Source organism: Candidatus Palauibacter sp. (genome assembly GCF_965197445.1).
Lineage (GTDB): Bacteria > Gemmatimonadota > Gemmatimonadetes > Palauibacterales > Palauibacteraceae > Palauibacter.
The window spans coordinates 654934-669725 of sequence record NZ_CBDANE010000003.1 but is presented as its reverse complement, the minus strand read 5'-3'; the positions used below and the strand labels follow the sequence as shown (position 1 = coordinate 669725).

Here is a 14792-nt window from a genome sequence, read left to right as displayed (position 1 = left end):
GGGCGGTTCACGGGCCGCCCCGCTCGGCCTGGTCGAAGAAGCGGGCGGCCTGTCCTTCTTCAATGAACCCCAGGGCTTCGATCTGTTCCTCCTGACGTTCCGACAGGTCGTCGAACAGCATCCGGTCGCGCGATGTCGGCGCGGCGTCCGACGCTTCGGCGTGTTCGAGCAGCTTCGCGAACTTGTCGTCGAGGCGGACCGGCCAGTTGATGAGTTCCTGCTTGGCGCGGTGCTCGCGGGAGGGCCGGAACTGGCGCAACTGGTCCTCGATCTCCCACAGCCGGGCGTCCAGTTCGGCCCCGGCGCGGGCGACGTCGGCGGCGCCCTCGGTCCCCGCGGCGGCCTCGGTCGCCTCCACGATCCTCTGCCGCAGGCTGTGGATGCGCGCCACCGCGCGGTGGTTCTCGCCGATCTTCTCCCGGATCGCGATCAGGAACCCGAACTGCTCGTCGAACTCGGCCTGCGGCGTGGACACGCGCGGATCCGGCACGATCTCGAACGGGACCGAGAACGTTTCGCCGTCCACCATCAGCCGCGCCTCGTAGCGACCCGGCGGTGCCAGGGGCCCGTACGGGTCCCGGTGCCGGTAGAGCGTCTTCGGGACCCAGTCGACCGGCTCCGGATAGCGCATGTCCCACTCGAACACGTTGGCGCCGGCCTCCGCCGGGAGTCCCGGTTCGATGAGGTCCTTGGGATCCAGCGGGTCCGGTCCGGGCTGTGGAGCGCGCCCCTGGCTGGAGAAGGTGCGGATCTCCTCGCCCTCCGCATCGTGGATAGACAGCTGGACTTCAGTCTCGGGCGCAGCCGGCAGGTAATAGCGCAGCAGGACGCCGCTCGGCGGGTTCGGCATCGAGAGGCCGCCGAAGGTCGCCTGGGTCACCATCTCCCGGAACCGGATCGTGGGTCGCGGCGTGAACAGGCGAACTCCGTCCTCGACTCTCGGTCCGCCACCGTCGGCGCGGAGCGATGCACCCGCGGCCGCGAGCTGCCGCAGCGGCGAAATGTCATCCAGGATCCAGTGCGAACGCCCATGCGTGGCCGCCACCACGTCGCCGTCCTTCAGTTTGAGGTCGCGAACCGGCGTGACCGGCAGGTTGAGGCGCAGCGAGTGCCAGTTCTCCCCGTCGTCGAGGCTCACCCACACGCCGCTCCACTCCGCCCCTGCGTACAGCAGCCCGGGCTGCTCCGCGTCCTCGCGCACGACCCACACGAAATCGTCCCCCGGGAACCCCGCGTCGATGCGGCGCCACGTGGCCCCGAAATCGTCCGTCGCCCACACGGACGGAGCGTCGTCCCCCATCATGTGCCGGTTGGCGGAAACGTAGGCCGCCGCCGGATCGTGGCGCGAAGGCTCGACCACGCTCACCCAGGTGTCGGCCTCCATGTCGGGAGGTGTCACGTCCTCCCAGTTCCCGCCGCCATCGCGTGAGAGGTACACGAGGCCGTCGTTCGACCCTGTCCACAGGACGCCTTCCCGCAGGGGCGACTCGGCGATGCTCGCGATCGCGGCGTACCACTCGATTCCCACGTTCTCCCGCGTAAGACCCCAGAACTCGCCACGATCGGAGGGGGGCGTCGCTTCGAAGCGGGTCTCGTCGGCGCGCGTCAGGTCGGGGGAGATGTCCTCCCAACTCTCGCCCTCGTCCGTCGAGCGGTGTACGAACTGGGTCGCCGTGTACAGCACGTCCGGGTCGTGGCGTGAGAGGAAGAGCTTGACGTCCCACACCTGGCGGTAGCGGAGTTGGTCCTCTCCGGTGCCGTAGTAGTTCTCCCCCCAGACCGAGATCCAGCGGCGCTCACCGGTCGATCGGTCGACACGCGAGATCCAGTGGTGGTCGCCCCCGTAGCTCACGTCGAGCCGGTCGGGGTGGACCGCGATCCCGCCGTTCTCGGCCGCCGCGGTCGTCCAGCGCTGGTAATCGAAGATCGCCCCCTCGTCGGAGCGGCTGGGCACGCAGATGCTCGTGTTGTCCTGCTGGGGGGCGCACACGTTGTACGGGAAGTCGTCGTCGACCGAGGCGTTGTACATCTGGCCCGTGGGCTGGTTCTCGACCGACGACCACGTACGGCCGCCGTTGAGGGTGACCGTGGCGCCGCCGTCTCCCCCGCCCAGCATGCGGCGCGGTTCCGCGGGGTCGATCCAGAGCGCGTGGTGGTCGCCGTGGGGAAGCGTCGTGAGCGCGGTGAAGCTCTCGCCGCCGTCCGTCGACTTCCAGATCGAGGTGTTGAGGACGTACACGACGTCCGGGTCGGTGGGGTCGGCCACGACGTGCGTGTAGTACCACGGGCGCTGGAAGAAGTTGGGATTGTCGGCGACGCGCTCCCAGCTTCGGCCGCCATCGTCCGAGCGGTAGAGGCCGTTGCCGGAGCAGTAGTAGTCGCGGCACGGCTCCCAGTCCGCCTGGCCGGGGGCGTCGGCTGTGTAGAGCCCCCCTGTGCCGTCCCCTTCCGCCGTCATCAACGCCCACACCCGGCTCGGCCGCGACTGGGACACGTCGAGCGAGATACGTCCCTTGAGTCCCGCCGGAAGCCCCGCGGCCGCCGAGATATCCTCCCAGCTGTCACCCCCGTCCGTCGACTTCCAGATCCCGTTTCCGGGGCCCGCGTCGCGAATCGTCCACGGGAAGCGGCGCCCGTTCCAGGACGCGGCGTACAGGGTTCCGGGCGCGCTCCGATCCATGACGAGATCGATCACGCCGGTTTCGTCGTCGATGTAGAGGATGCGCTCCCACGTCTCGCCTCCGTCGCGGGAGCGGTACACGCCGCGGTTCTCGTCCGGGATGAACCCGTGTCCGTGCGAGGCGGCGTAGACGAGATCCGGGTCGCGCGGGTGGACCTCGATCGCCGACAGGTTCCGGGTGTCGGCGAGTCCCATGTTCCGCCACGTGCGTCCGGCGTCGTCCGAGCGATAGAGCCCGTCGCCACGCGAGATGTTCGTGCGGAAGGAGACGTCCCCGGTCCCGACGAAAAGGATGTCGGGATCGGACTGGGCGATCGCGAGCGACGATACGGTCGTTGTCCCGAAGTACCCGTCCGATAGGTTGTGCCAGCTTACCCCGGCGTCGTCCGTCTTCCAGACGCCGCCCCCGTTCGTGCTGCCCATGTAGAACACGCCGGGCTCCGTCGGATGCCCGGCCCCGGCGATGGACTTGCCGCCGCGCCACGGTCCGATCGGTCGCCACTCCAGCACCTCGAGCACGGCTGCATCGGCCGAACCGCCCGCCAGCCCGGCGGCCGCGTCCCGGTCCGGCACGTCTTCCGGACCCGCACAGGCGAGGGCGGAAACGAGGATGATCGAGAAAACGCTCCCCAGCAACGGTGAGTGATCGTGGTGGCGCATCGTCGGCTCCCAGCTTCGAGAAGACGTTCCCGCGGGAACGCGTAGGATGTGTTCAGTCGGTGCGGCGCAGATCGTCTACGAGAACGGCGTCGGGGTCTGGCGGCGCTAGCCGCCGGTCCGGGCACAGCGCCGTCAATCGCCGGTGTCGGCCACGCCGAGGCCTTCCCGCTCGGCGGCGTCGCTAAGGCGCTGATCGAGGCAAAGAAACACCAGCGGGTGCGAGAGCTGCTCGCTCACCAGCAGGGCGGCGCCAAGTTGGCCGGCATCGGCGGCCCGGAGCGGGTGCCGCGCCAGCACCGCGTTCGCCCGGGCGCGCACGGAAAGCACATCAATCACTTCGTCCCAGCCGGCGGCGAAACCACGAAGGCGGCCGAGAACCGTCCGCCGCTGCCCCCGGGTCAGCGCCCCTTCGCGCGTGCGCCTCTCAATCGCGCTCGTGATCTCCGTCCTCGTCCAGGCCCATGTGACGATGTGACCGTCTTCCAGAAGCCACGTTCGAGCCAACCCGCTACCGGGCTCCGAGACGATTAGCGGGACAAGGGCCGACGCATCCCAATACCTCACAGCCGGTCGATCCGGTCCTCCGCCAAGGCCTGCGAAATGCTCGTCGGCAGCTCAACGGGAGGGTTGTCGAGAATCGATGTGGCCGATCCCGCGCGGGGCCGGAGAAGACCATCGCCAATCAGCCGGTCGCGGACGGCGTCGTCGCCGCCCGGTTTGGGCGCCATCAACCTGGCGACCGGCACGCCGCGATCGAGGATCTGAACCTCGCCGCCCCGCCGGACGTGGCGAAGGTAACGAGAGAGATTGGCCTTGAGGGCGGAAATCGACACGGTAGCCATAAGACCAATCTAGTCTCGGCAAAAAGACCAATCAAGTCACAAATCGTGCGAAGGCCGTAAGTCGTCCGCGGCGTCGAGCGACCGATGGGTCGTACCTCAGTCGGCCCGGCGCAGCTCCACCGGCTGGCCGTGGGGGGTGTGGCGGTAGGCGTCCGCCCACGCCTCCTTGCAGTCGTGCAGAGCCGCGGACGTGCTCAGGCGGCGGTCGATGACGAGCCGTTCGAGTGCGGTCACCCAGTGGTCGTAGTACCGGGTGCCGTCGTCCGGTTCGCCCCGCGCCTCGGCCGCCGCGAGTTCGTCGGCGAGCGTCCGGGCCCACTCCTTCCAGGTGAAGTGTCCCTCTTCGGAGAGCTTCACGGCGAGGGCGAAGGCCTGCGCCTGCCACGGCGCCTCGAACACCGGACCCTCGTCATCGGCGGGCAGGGGAGGGAGTGCCGCGAGGCGTTCGGCGTCGATCCGTCCGGCCCCGGCCGTCACGCCGGCTCCAGGTAGTCTTCCCACAGGTCGACGTACACCGAGTCGCCTGCGGAAGCCCGCTCGCCCCAAAGCTCCCAGGCTTCGAAGCGAACCGAATAAACGTGCTGGGGACGGCGGTCGGGGGGACGCCGCCCGTCCGCGTCGGTGTCCTGCAGCGCGTACACGCCGTGGTCCTCGACCACCGTGCCGCTCCGTCCGCGGACGTACCGCGGCTGACGGGTATGGCCGCGTGGGTGGAGGTTGCGCGCGCGCACCCGGTCGTTCGGCCCGAAGCGGGCCGGGATGTCCATGTCGAGGAGTCCCGCCCCCGGCGAAGGGGTGCTCGAAGGCGGGAGCAACTCCGGCCGCGGCGCGCCGGGATCCGGATAGCCCGTCTCCAGTTCGGTCTCGGAGATGAGGCCGCTCACGCGCAGCCGCGTCGTCATCATCCGGAACCAGCGCTCGTAGTAGGACAGGCTCAGGTATTCGACAGGCGGAATGCTCTCGAGAGTGAAGCGGAAGGAGGGCCACTCGCGGCCCCGTCCCCATGGGCCGACGGCCCTCGTCAAGGCGTAGACACGCCCCTCCCAGCGTTGGTGGAAGACGGGTTCGTTCTCTTCGGGCTGGATCGGGCCGAAGCCGTCCATGCCGCCCATGTCGTGGATCGTGTTCACTGCTCGCCTCCGGACGGCGCCTCGACCCTGGCCACGCCGATCATCGAGTCGCGGGTGACGATCCCGGCCAGCTCCTGCTCGGTCATGTCTTCGGTGCCGGCGGGCCGCTCGGGGAGCACGAGATAGCGGATCTCGGCGGTGCTGTCCCAGACGCGGATCTCGACATCCTCGCGCACGTCCAGGCCGAATTCGCGCAGGACCTCGCGCGGCTCGATGACCGCCCGCGCCCGATAGGGGGCGGACTTGTACCACACAGGGGGGAGACCCAGCGTCGGCCACGGGTAGCACGAACAGAGGGTGCAGACGACGAGATTGTGCACCTCGGGCGTATTCTCGACCACCTTCATGTGCTCGCCCTGGCCGCCGAGATGGCCGAATTCTCCGATCGCAGTCGTCCCGTCGGCCAGTAGCCGCTCGCGGTACGCGGGGTCGGCCCAGGCCCGCGCGACGACCTCGGCTCCGTTCCGGGGCCCGACCCGGTTCTCGTACGTGTCGACGATCTCGTCCAGCGCCGCCGAATCGACCATCCCCTTCTCGACGAGCACGGACTCCAGCGCCCGCACCCGGAGGGCGATATCGGGCGGCACGTCCTGATGATCGTGGTCGTGATCGTGACCGTGCCCGGAGCCCTCGTGGGCGTGAGAGTCCGTCTCTTCGGCCATGAGTTTCCCCGGGGCGGCGAACGCGGCCGCTCCGACCGCCGCATCCTTGATGAACGCGCGCCGGTCGACCGGCGGCCCTCCCGATTCGTCCGTTTCAGCCATTCGGCTCCTCCTGTTGCGTCCATCGTGACCACAGGGTGCCGGGCGGCGCAACCGCCGTGTCGCCGTACGCTGACCGCCAGCGCCCGACCTGTCGCTTCGGCGCGGCAGGTCGCGGCGGGAGCGGGATTGCGCCGCCCGTGCCGCCCCCGCACCCTTCGCGCATGACCGTCTCCTACGAGAACTCGAAGGCCGTCTTTGACGGGATCAAGGCTGCGGGGATCCGGAGTATCTCGGCACTCCCGGAGACCTGGCTCGGGCTCCTCCTGCAGCGCGCGGAGGACGATCCGGAGGTCGATCTCATCCAGGTGGCCAAGGAGGAGGAGGCGATCGGGGTGGCGGCCGGGGCCTATTTCGCCGGGGAACCCCACATCCTGCTCATGCAGAACCACGGCTTCTTCGGAGCGATGAACGGGATCATCTCCCTAGCCCAACTCTATTCCGTGCCGCTGTGCATGCTGATCGCGGTCCGGGGCCACTGGGGCGAACCGTATCCGTGGCACACGCGCGGCGGCATCGTCACCGAAGGCCTGCTGCAGGCGCTCAACATCCCCTATCACCACGCGCGGGATCCCGCCCTCGTCGCGAAGGAGATCGCCGAAGCCTACACGCTGTCGCAGAGTTCCCTCTCACCCGTCGCGCTGCTCCTCACCCGCGATCTCATGGAGGTCTGATGGAACGGGTGCATTGCCTGGAGCTGATCTACTCCGAGATCGAGGACAAGCTCGTCGTCACGATCATGGGCGCCTGCGCGCAGGAGCTGTACGACCTCGGCCACCGCGAGAACTTCTTCTACCTGCAGCACGCGATGGGACTCGCCTCGTCGATCGGGCTCGGCCTCGCGAGCCACCTGCCGCACGAGAAGGTCATCGTGCTCGACGGGGACGGCTCCGCGCTCATGAACCTGGGCACATTCACCACGCTCGCCCGCTACCGGCCCCGGAACCTGCTCCACATCATCTTCGACAACGGGAGTCTGCTCTCGACGGGCGGGTTCGAGTCGCACACCACGTCAGGGATCACCGACCTCGCCGCCATCGCGCGCGGGGCCGGCATCGAGCACGCGGTCTCCGTCGATTCGCCCATGGCGTTCGGGGAAGCGTTCGTCGAAGCGATGGAGCGCGAAGACCTGAGCGTCATCGTGGCCCGGGTGGATGCGGTGGGCCCCGACAACTACGGCATGGACTTCGCGCTGCCGGAGAACGCGTTCCGCTTCAGGCGCTGCGTGCAGGAGCGGCGTGCCGCGACGGGCTGGACCCCGCCCCCCATGCCGGGGCACATGGGCGCCGCTTAAGGGGGAGAGTCCCCCACCGACAGCTCAGCTTCGGCCGCCACCCGCTCCACCACCGCCCGGACTCGTTCTCCGAAGACGCGGGCGCGATCCATCGCCTCCGCCTCGTCCACCGTCAGCACCTGACCCTCTCGCACGACGACGCGCCCGTTCACGAGCACGGTGGAGACATCGCTCCCGCGGGCGGCGTAGACGAGGTGCGAGTAGACGTCGTAGAGCGGCGTAAGCCCCGCCCGCCGGGTGTCGAGCAGCACGATGTCCGCCCGTTTGCCCGGTTCGAGCGAGCCGACGCGGTCGTGCAGGTCGAGTACGCGGGCGCCGCCCATGGTCGCCATCCGGAACACGGTCTCGGCCGGAAGCGCGGTCGGGTCCGCGTTCGTGAACTTGTGGAGCTTGGCGGCGGTGTCCATCTCGTCAAAGAGATCGAGGTCGTTGTTGCTCGCCGCGCCGTCCGTGCCGAGTCCCACCGGGATCCCGGCCGCCAGCGCCTCCACGACCGGCGCTGCCCGCTGAATCCCCAGCTTGAGGTTGCTCCCGGGGTTGTGCGAGATCCCGGCGCCCCCGGCCGCGATCCGCGCGATGTCCTCCTCGGAGAGGTAGATGGCGTGCGCGAGCACCGTGCCCGGACGCAGGGCGCCGATCGACTCGAGCGCCTCAACCACGCCCATCCCGGTCAGCCCGCTGGCGATCGCGAACTCGCTCGCGTCTTCGGCGGCATGGATCTGAAACGGAGCACCGAAGTCGATGGCCAGCCGGGCCGTCTCGCGGACATCGTCGAGGGAGGTTGTGTAGAGCGAATGGGCGGCCATCCCCGGAACCAGTGTGGGATGGTCGCGATACCTCTCAAGGAACTGCGCCGCATCCCGGAGGGTCGCCTCCGGTGACCCGAAGTCCGGGGCCGGGAAGCCGATAACGTGCGGGCCGAGGACGGCACGGATGCCCGCATCGATCACCGCCCGCGCCGCGTCATCCCGGAAATAGTACATGTCCGCGAAGGTCGTCGTCCCGCTCTTCAGCATCTCGATCGATGAGAGGAGCGTGCCCCAGTAGACGAACTCGGGATCGACCAGTTCGGCCTCGGCCGGGAAGATGTGATCGTCCAGCCATGTCATCAGGGGCATGTCGTCGGCGAGTCCCCGGAAGAGCGACATCGCGGCATGGCCGTGGGTGTTGACGAGGCCGGGGATCACCAGGTGGCCGGTCGCGTCGAGGACCGGGATGCCAGACGGCCGGGGGTCAGCTTCGTCCAGCAGACGGGCGATCGCGTCCCCTTCCACGAGCACGGCGCCCCCCTCGAGGACGGCGCCGGCCTCGTCCATGACGACGACCGTACCCCCGTCGATGAGGAGCCGGCCGTCACGCGTCGCCTCTTCCGGGCCTGCCGAGCACGCCGCCAGCAGAACGCAGGCGAGGAGTGACGCGCCCGCCCGCCCCATAACCTTGGCTCCGTTCACCGTCGGGACCCGCCCGCCCCCGCCCACAGCGCTCCGATGGAAACTGCGTCTGATCGTTATTTGGCGGCCAGCCCCGCAGCCGCCTTGACCTCGACCGCAAAGCATCGACCCGATAGCGTCTCGACGACGATGTCGACTTCCAGCTTGTCCTTATCGCGGTACAACGGTTCATCGGCCCACAATGCCTACGTCAGGTGATCCCCATGGATCGCTAGCCGTCCCGCGGTTGCGGGACGATTCGGATGTACGGGAGGGGCTGCTCCCAGCCATCGGGGAACCGTTCCCGCGCTTCGGCGTCGGTGACTGCCGGCGCGATGATCACGTCATCGCCCTGCTCCCAGTTCGCGGGGGTGGCGAGCTGCTTCTCCGCCGTGAGCTGGCACGAATCGAGGAGCCGAAGGATCTCGGCGAAGTTCCTCCCCGTGCTCATCGGGTAGGTGAGCGTCGCCTTGATCTTCTTGTCGGGGCCGATGATGAAGACCGAGCGCGCGGTCGCATTGTCCATCGGCGTCCGGCCCTCGGATGTATCGCCTGCGTTGGCGGGCAGCATGTCGTACGCCTTGACGATCTCGAGCCTGGGGTCGCCGATCAGAGGGTAGCCGACGGCGTGGCCCTGCGAGGCCTCGATGTCCCTGGACCAGGCCTCATGGTCGCTCACGCCGTCGACGCTCACGCCGATGATCTTGCAGTTGCGCGCCGCGAACGCGCCCTGGAGCGCGGCGACGGCGCCCAGTTCGGTCGTGCACACCGGCGTGAAGTCCTTGGGATGCGAGAAGAAAAGAGTCCAGCCGTCCCCGATCCACTCGTGGAAGTTGATCGTCCCCTGGGTCGTCTGCGCGGTAAAATCCGGCGCGGTGTCGTTGATGCGAAGCGTCATCGGTTCCCCCGGTTGAACTTTCACGGTCATCCTCAGGGGGGATGATCGGCGCTTCTTGCTACGGGGACAACGCCGGCAGGAGGATGTCGCGGACCCAGGCATAGCCCGGCTCGATCTCCAGGGCCTGTTCATACGCGGCGCGTGCTTCCTCCGGCCTGTTCAACTCGACGTAGGTCTGCCCCAGCCAGGCGTAGGCTTCGGCATGGCCCCAGGCGGGGAGCGGAGGCTCCGGCGCGTCCTCCTCGAACAGTGCCGCTGCTACGAGGAAACGGTCGAGTGCGATGTCGAAGCCGCCACCGAACATGGACGGCGTATGGAAGGCCCCGATCCCTTCCAGCACCTTCACGCGCGGATTGCGGGGCCCCAGCGACACGGCGCGATCCATCTGGGAGCGCGCCCGCATCGAGAGACTCATGGCGGTTTCGTCGCTTACGATCTGTCTCCCGAGTACCGAACTCATGAGCGCGTGTGATTCGGGGATCGGTTCGAGTTCGATCGACCGGAGCAGGGCCGATTCCGACTCGGCCAGCGTCACACGAGCCCCGTCCGGATCCGTATCGAAGCGCACCATGGCGAGTCGGTAGAGCGCGTAGCCCAGGTAGTGATGCAGGAGCCCATCTTCGGGGAAGGCGGTCACAGCCCGCCGTGCGAGCGTGGCCATCCGGTTCAGGTCATCCTCATCCCGCGCGATTACCGCCTGCGCAACTCCCACGAGCAGCCGTTCCGCTACTTCGCCGGAGTCCAGGTTCTGGGCGGCGTAACCCGCGTTCGGGACCGGCAGAGAAGCCAGGGACGCCAGCACCGCAAGTCGGCTCGGCAGGTTGGTCAGGCAAGTCATGTGGTTCTCTCTCCTTCCCCGCTCGCGCTCGAACGACCGCTAGAACGGCACTGTGGTCGTCGCGCCGAAATAGATCGTTCTGTTGAACGGGCTTCGCAAAGGGATGCGACCGGAATAGTCGTTGTTGTAGCGATATTCCGAGGTATTCCGGCGGTCGAATACGTTCATCACCGAGACATAGAAGACAGTGAGATTGTCACGCCAAAAGCTCTGGAGGACGCTCGCGGAGAGGTCGAACCGCGAGTAATTCGGGAGTCTCTCCGACATGGGTGCCCCGTACACGGGTGCCCACACATCGCGGTCAGGGTCCAAAGCCGCGTTCTCGACGGGCGTGAACGGGATACCCGTGGCGGCTCGCCATGCGGCCCCGACCTCCATCCACTCGGTGAGGTTCCGGGTAAGGACGACATTCAACGTGTGTGTGACGTCGAACGGAGACGAGGCCAGCTCTCCGCTGTTTGGATCGGTTCGCTCGGAGTCGATGAAGCTGTACGCCGCCCTTCCCGTCAAGCCGAGAACCCCCAGTTCTCCCTTGAGAAAGACGTCGATTCCCGTCGCCTCGCCGGTCCCCCCGCCACGAACGCTGTGGTCCCGATTCTGCGACACCAGCGAATCGTACTGCTTGCGATACGCCTCGACGCGGATGAGCTGATCTCCGTCGTCATAGGTCACGCCCCCGATCAGATGGCGTGCCGACATCGCCGGCAGGCCGGGGTCCCCCAGCGTGGGCTCGAACAGCAGGGGGTCCGGGATCTGATGAAATACGCCCCAGGCCCCCGTCAGCGTCAGGTACGCGGTGGGTCGCCAGGACACCGAGACCCGGGGATCGGCCGTCACGCGTTCCGTGAACGAAGAGTGATCCGCGCGCACTCCCAGCACGAGCCGCAGCGCATTCCATGGCTGTATGTCGACCTCCCCGAAGCCCCCCAACCGCGATCCGACCTCGCGGCTGGCGAAGACGGTCGTCGGGGCACCGGGCGCGCTGTCATGAGAGCCCGTCGGCACCGCCCCTGCGAGATCCGCCCTCCGGTTCTCGAGTTCGGCCCCCGCAGCCAGCTCGATTCCCGGGCTCACGTGTACGTCGATCTTCGCGCGCGCCTGTGTGAGGCGATCATCGCGCTCGAGACGGAAAGCGCCGAAATCCTCGTCCTTCCGCGACCCGCTGCTCGCCACCCCCCACGCGAGGCCGAGCGCCCCGAACGCATCAAAGCCCGAGATGGCGAGGAGGTCGGCACGTGCGTCCGAACGGAAGGTGCCCGAGTACCCGGGATCATCGACCAGAACCCCGACGCGATCGCTCTGATAGAGGCCGAATGCCTTCACGCTGCCGCCCTTGCGGTAGGACCATTCGGCGCCCCCGCTCAAGTCGGTGGACTGCGGTACCTGGTCGAACTCCGACCTGCGCCCATTGAGGCGCATGAGCAAGCCGGTGTCCGAGCGTGACGCGGTGGCGCGCACGCCGAACGACTCCGACACGTCGAGGGTCACGCGTCCCGACACTCCAGCCACGGAAGCGCCCAGGTCGAGTTCGCTCCGCGTCGGCTTGCCCACGCTGCGGAGATCGGCCACGGCGGAGAGGGCGTCGCCGTATTCCACGCCGAAGCCGCCCGCCGAGAAGTGCGTGCCTTGCAGCTGAAAAGGGTCGAAGCGTCCGAACGAGACGGTTCGGTCGCTGTCGAGCCGGAATGGAGAGATGACCGTCGCTCCGTCGAGCATCACTCGCGTTTCGGACAGGTCGCCGCCGCGCACGAAGAGCCCCGCCCCCTCTCCGACGCTCTGGAGTCCCGGAAACGTCTGAATCGCCCGGAAGGGGTCGGCCGCCGCTCCGGGGGTACGTACCACATCGAGATCGCTGAGAATCACGTCGGGCAGACTGCCCAACCGATAGGTGCCGGCTTCGATCCGAATCGGCTCCAGCGCAACCGGGGCCGGCTCCATGACGATCGGGACGGGAACTGCGAGCGGGAGTTGTATCGCCCGTCTCACCTCCAGGTATCCGAAGCGCTGCACCACCAGCGTCACCGGACCCCTGGCCGCGGACTCGAAGCTGAAGATGCCCGCCGAATCCGTGAGCGCGCCCTCCAGCGTCTCGAGCAGGAAGACATTGGCCCCGCCAAGCGCTCCCCCCGCCGGCTCGCGTACACTTCCCAGCACCCGGGACGCCTCCTGCCCGGCGAGGCCGGCCGGTACGAGGACAAGGGCCCAGATCCAGGCCGTGGCGATGGCCGCGCGGCTCGTCTTCACGGCTTCACCCCGCCTCGCGATGGTCCGTGTCCATCGGCAGCGAATGCAGTATCCGCTCGAGACGGTTGACGTAGTCCCGAAAGGCCCCGCGCCCCGTCTCGGTCGTCCGGTAGCGCGTGATCGGTCTCCGGCCGACGAAGCTCCTGCTCACGCGCACATACCCCGCGTCCTCGAGCTTGCGAAGGTGCGCTCCAAGGTTACCGTCGGTGGTCTTGACCTGGTCCCGGAGGTACGTGAACTCCGCGTCCTCGACACCCGCAAGGATGGCGAGGACCGAGAGCCGGATCCTCGAATGAATCAGCGGATCGAGATCGCGATAGTCATAGGGCGTCATGCGATAAGCTCCATTCGGGCGGGTTTGCGGGGGCGGCGGGTCAAGAGGAGCCCCGGTCCCGCCATGAGCAGGATCAGCCCGGCGGACATCACCAGATTGTTGGCGGGGCCCGGCCAGATCAGCATGGCACCGCCCATGGCCCACCAGGAGACAGCCAACACCCGGAACAACACGCGATCGCATAAGGAAGAGGAGGCGAAGAACGCGGTCCCGATCACGATGGCCATCACACCGGGGGCGACCGGGCCCGGTAGCGTTCCGGTTTGGGCCCCGCAGAATCCGAGCAGCATCAACCCGAGGCCGCAGCCAATCCAGATCGCCGCGAGAATCCTGTTGGCCAACGAGTCGACCGCCGCGTGCTTTCGTCTCCAACGCCGCAGAGGTATGGAGATCCCCCAGCCGAGCCCGAGCGCCGCGCCCCACACAAGACGGGACGAAACGGGAAGGACACCGCTGTCCGCCCAGTGGCCAATGGCCTCGGCGGCCGCGAGCACGCCGCCCCACAACACGAGGTGCCAGCCGTTGTCGGAGACAGTTTCCCGCGCGTCCTCCATCAGGCGACGGATGATCGCCAAGTCTTCTCCCACCTGCTGTCTCGAGTTCGATTCGTCCACGGAACCCTCTCATGCAGAGTACTCTGTATATCAGAGTCTAAGGTTCTGACTGGCCCACGTAAACTGTCGGGCGAGCGGTGAGATACGAGGTCGGACGCGACTACTATGGCCGAACCGGCGGTGACCCTTTCATGTTCATCGACACGCCGGAAACCCGGAAGGTTGCCACTGGGAGTTCAGAAATGACGAACGGACGCCGCGTCCTGCTGACCACCGCCCTGCTCACCGTCGCCATCGTCGCGACGGCGCAGGCACACACGATGTTCCTGAAGCTCGAGAGCTTCTTTCTGGAGCCGCACTCGACGAATGTCGTCGCCCTGCTGAACGGGGACTTCGACAACAGCGAGAACACGATCACGCGCGACCGCATGCTGGACGTGCGGATCGTAGGTCCGGATGGTGTCGTACAGCTGCCGACCTCGGCGTGGCGCGACACGGCGATGTTCCACTGGCACGCCGACAGCGTCGACACGGCGCTGCTCACCTTCGAGACGGGCTCCGCCGGCACCTATACGATCGGAGTCTCGACCGCGGCCCGCGTGTTCACGCTCACGGCGCAGGAGTTCAACGACTATCTGGCCCACGACGGTGTCGTCGACGTGATTGCGGAGCGGGAGGCGGCGGGCACGACGAACGACGAAGCTACCGAACGCTACAGCAAGCATGTGAAGGCGATCGTCCAGGTCGGGGAGGCGCAGAGCGGGGAGTGGGCCGAGGAACTCGGCTACCCGGTGGAGTTCATCCCCCTGCAGAACCCGTACGACCTCGATGTCGGCGACGAACTCGAGGTGCGGTTCCTTCGCGCCGGCGAGCCGGTGGCGAACCAGGTCGTGTACGCGAACCACGAGTTCAATCACGAGCACGACGACACGGGGGGCCACGTCGACGCCGTCACGACCCGCACGGACGGGAACGGCGTCGCCACCATCTCGCTTGTCGGCGGCGGGCGGTGGTACATCCGGGCGATCCACATGGTCGAGACGACGGCGGAGCCGGAGGTCGACTACGAGTCGAACTGGGCCACGCTCACGTTCCAGATCCGCTAGCCGGAGGGCCGACGGGAGCCC

15 protein-coding genes are annotated in these 14792 nt (G+C 67.8%); 3 read left to right on the top strand and 12 right to left on the bottom strand.

The window, feature by feature from the left end:
- Positions 1–7: 7 nt before the first annotated feature.
- From ACN9M6_RS03670 to nthA, 6 genes are all read right to left on the bottom strand, one after another.
- Positions 8–3340, bottom strand: a complete 3333-nt coding sequence (locus ACN9M6_RS03670) for a VPS10 domain-containing protein (RefSeq protein ID WP_419161550.1) — start codon at positions 3338–3340, stop codon at positions 8–10.
- Positions 3341–3472: 132 nt separating this feature from the next.
- Entirely contained in the window at positions 3473–3844 is a 372-nt protein-coding gene (locus ACN9M6_RS03665) for a type II toxin-antitoxin system VapC family toxin (RefSeq protein ID WP_419161549.1), read from the bottom strand.
- Between the two features lie 56 nt (positions 3845–3900).
- Positions 3901–4182, bottom strand: a complete 282-nt coding sequence (locus ACN9M6_RS03660) for a type II toxin-antitoxin system Phd/YefM family antitoxin (protein ID WP_419161548.1) — start codon at positions 4180–4182, stop codon at positions 3901–3903.
- A 96-nt stretch (positions 4183–4278) separates the two neighbouring features.
- Positions 4279–4659 carry a nitrile hydratase accessory protein gene (locus tag ACN9M6_RS03655; protein WP_419161547.1) on the bottom strand — a complete coding sequence of 127 codons (381 nt, stop codon included), beginning with the start codon at positions 4657–4659 and terminating at the stop codon, positions 4279–4281.
- Positions 4656–5312, bottom strand: coding sequence for a nitrile hydratase subunit beta (nthB, locus tag ACN9M6_RS03650; RefSeq protein WP_419161546.1), 657 nt, complete (start codon positions 5310–5312; stop codon positions 4656–4658). The genes ACN9M6_RS03655 and nthB overlap by 4 nt, the downstream gene beginning before the upstream one ends.
- Entirely contained in the window at positions 5309–5974 is a 666-nt protein-coding gene (gene nthA, locus ACN9M6_RS03645; protein ID WP_419161600.1) for a nitrile hydratase subunit alpha, read from the bottom strand. Before nthA ends, nthB begins: the two co-directional genes overlap by 4 nt.
- 239 nt (positions 5975–6213) lie before the next feature.
- On the opposite strand from nthA, the gene ACN9M6_RS03640 reads away from it, so the two are divergent.
- Entirely contained in the window at positions 6214–6747 is a 534-nt protein-coding gene (locus ACN9M6_RS03640; protein WP_419161545.1) for a thiamine pyrophosphate-binding protein, read from the top strand.
- A complete protein-coding gene (locus ACN9M6_RS03635; RefSeq protein ID WP_419161544.1) occupies positions 6747–7367 on the top strand; it encodes a thiamine pyrophosphate-dependent enzyme in 621 nt (206 codons plus the stop codon). Before ACN9M6_RS03640 ends, ACN9M6_RS03635 begins: the two co-directional genes overlap by 1 nt.
- On the opposite strand, the gene ACN9M6_RS03630 is transcribed toward ACN9M6_RS03635, so the two are convergent.
- The 6 genes from ACN9M6_RS03630 to ACN9M6_RS03605 form a co-directional block, all read right to left on the bottom strand.
- Positions 7364–8818, bottom strand: a complete 1455-nt coding sequence (locus tag ACN9M6_RS03630; RefSeq protein ID WP_419161543.1) for an amidohydrolase family protein — start codon at positions 8816–8818, stop codon at positions 7364–7366. The two genes, ACN9M6_RS03635 and ACN9M6_RS03630, sit on opposite strands and share 4 nt — an antisense overlap.
- Positions 8819–9029: 211 nt before the next feature.
- Entirely contained in the window at positions 9030–9695 is a 666-nt protein-coding gene (locus tag ACN9M6_RS03625) for a peroxiredoxin (RefSeq protein WP_419161542.1), read from the bottom strand.
- A 58-nt stretch (positions 9696–9753) separates the two neighbouring features.
- Complete coding sequence (locus tag ACN9M6_RS03620; RefSeq protein WP_419161541.1) at positions 9754–10533, bottom strand: tetratricopeptide repeat protein; 780 nt, start codon at positions 10531–10533, stop codon at positions 9754–9756.
- 39 nt (positions 10534–10572) lie between these two features.
- On the bottom strand, positions 10573–12777 hold the full coding sequence (locus ACN9M6_RS03615; RefSeq protein WP_419161540.1) for a TonB-dependent receptor: 2205 nt from the start codon (positions 12775–12777) through the stop codon (positions 10573–10575).
- 4 nt (positions 12778–12781) lie between these two features.
- Entirely contained in the window at positions 12782–13111 is a 330-nt protein-coding gene (locus ACN9M6_RS03610; RefSeq protein ID WP_419161539.1) for a winged helix-turn-helix domain-containing protein, read from the bottom strand.
- A complete protein-coding gene (locus tag ACN9M6_RS03605) occupies positions 13108–13725 on the bottom strand; it encodes a hypothetical protein (RefSeq protein ID WP_419161538.1) in 618 nt (205 codons plus the stop codon). The genes ACN9M6_RS03610 and ACN9M6_RS03605 overlap by 4 nt, the downstream gene beginning before the upstream one ends.
- 182 nt (positions 13726–13907) lie before the next feature.
- Here ACN9M6_RS03605 and ACN9M6_RS03600 point away from each other — a divergent pair, with 182 nt between their 5' ends.
- Positions 13908–14771 (top strand): DUF4198 domain-containing protein, encoded by an 864-nt coding sequence (locus ACN9M6_RS03600; protein WP_419161537.1) that lies wholly within the window; start codon positions 13908–13910, stop codon positions 14769–14771.
- The last annotated feature ends 21 nt before the right edge of the window (positions 14772–14792 follow it).

What these genes read in the sequence shown, in the direction of transcription:
- ACN9M6_RS03670 (WP_419161550.1), bottom strand. Translation starts at nt 3,340, where the DNA reads ATGCGCCACCACGATCACTCACCGTTGCTGGGGAGCGTTTTCTCGATC.
- ACN9M6_RS03660 (WP_419161548.1), bottom strand. Translation starts at nt 4,182, where the DNA reads ATGGCTACCGTGTCGATTTCCGCCCTCAAGGCCAATCTCTCTCGTTAC.
- nthA (WP_419161600.1), bottom strand. Translation starts at nt 5,974, where the DNA reads ATGGCCGAAGAGACGGACTCTCACGCCCACGAGGGCTCCGGGCACGGT.
- ACN9M6_RS03635 (WP_419161544.1), top strand. Translation starts at nt 6,747, where the DNA reads ATGGAACGGGTGCATTGCCTGGAGCTGATCTACTCCGAGATCGAGGAC.
- ACN9M6_RS03625 (WP_419161542.1), bottom strand. Translation starts at nt 9,695, where the DNA reads ATGACGCTTCGCATCAACGACACCGCGCCGGATTTTACCGCGCAGACG.
- ACN9M6_RS03620 (WP_419161541.1), bottom strand. Translation starts at nt 10,533, where the DNA reads ATGACTTGCCTGACCAACCTGCCGAGCCGACTTGCGGTGCTGGCGTCC.
- ACN9M6_RS03610 (WP_419161539.1), bottom strand. Translation starts at nt 13,111, where the DNA reads ATGACGCCCTATGACTATCGCGATCTCGATCCGCTGATTCATTCGAGG.
- ACN9M6_RS03600 (WP_419161537.1), top strand. Translation starts at nt 13,908, where the DNA reads ATGACGAACGGACGCCGCGTCCTGCTGACCACCGCCCTGCTCACCGTC.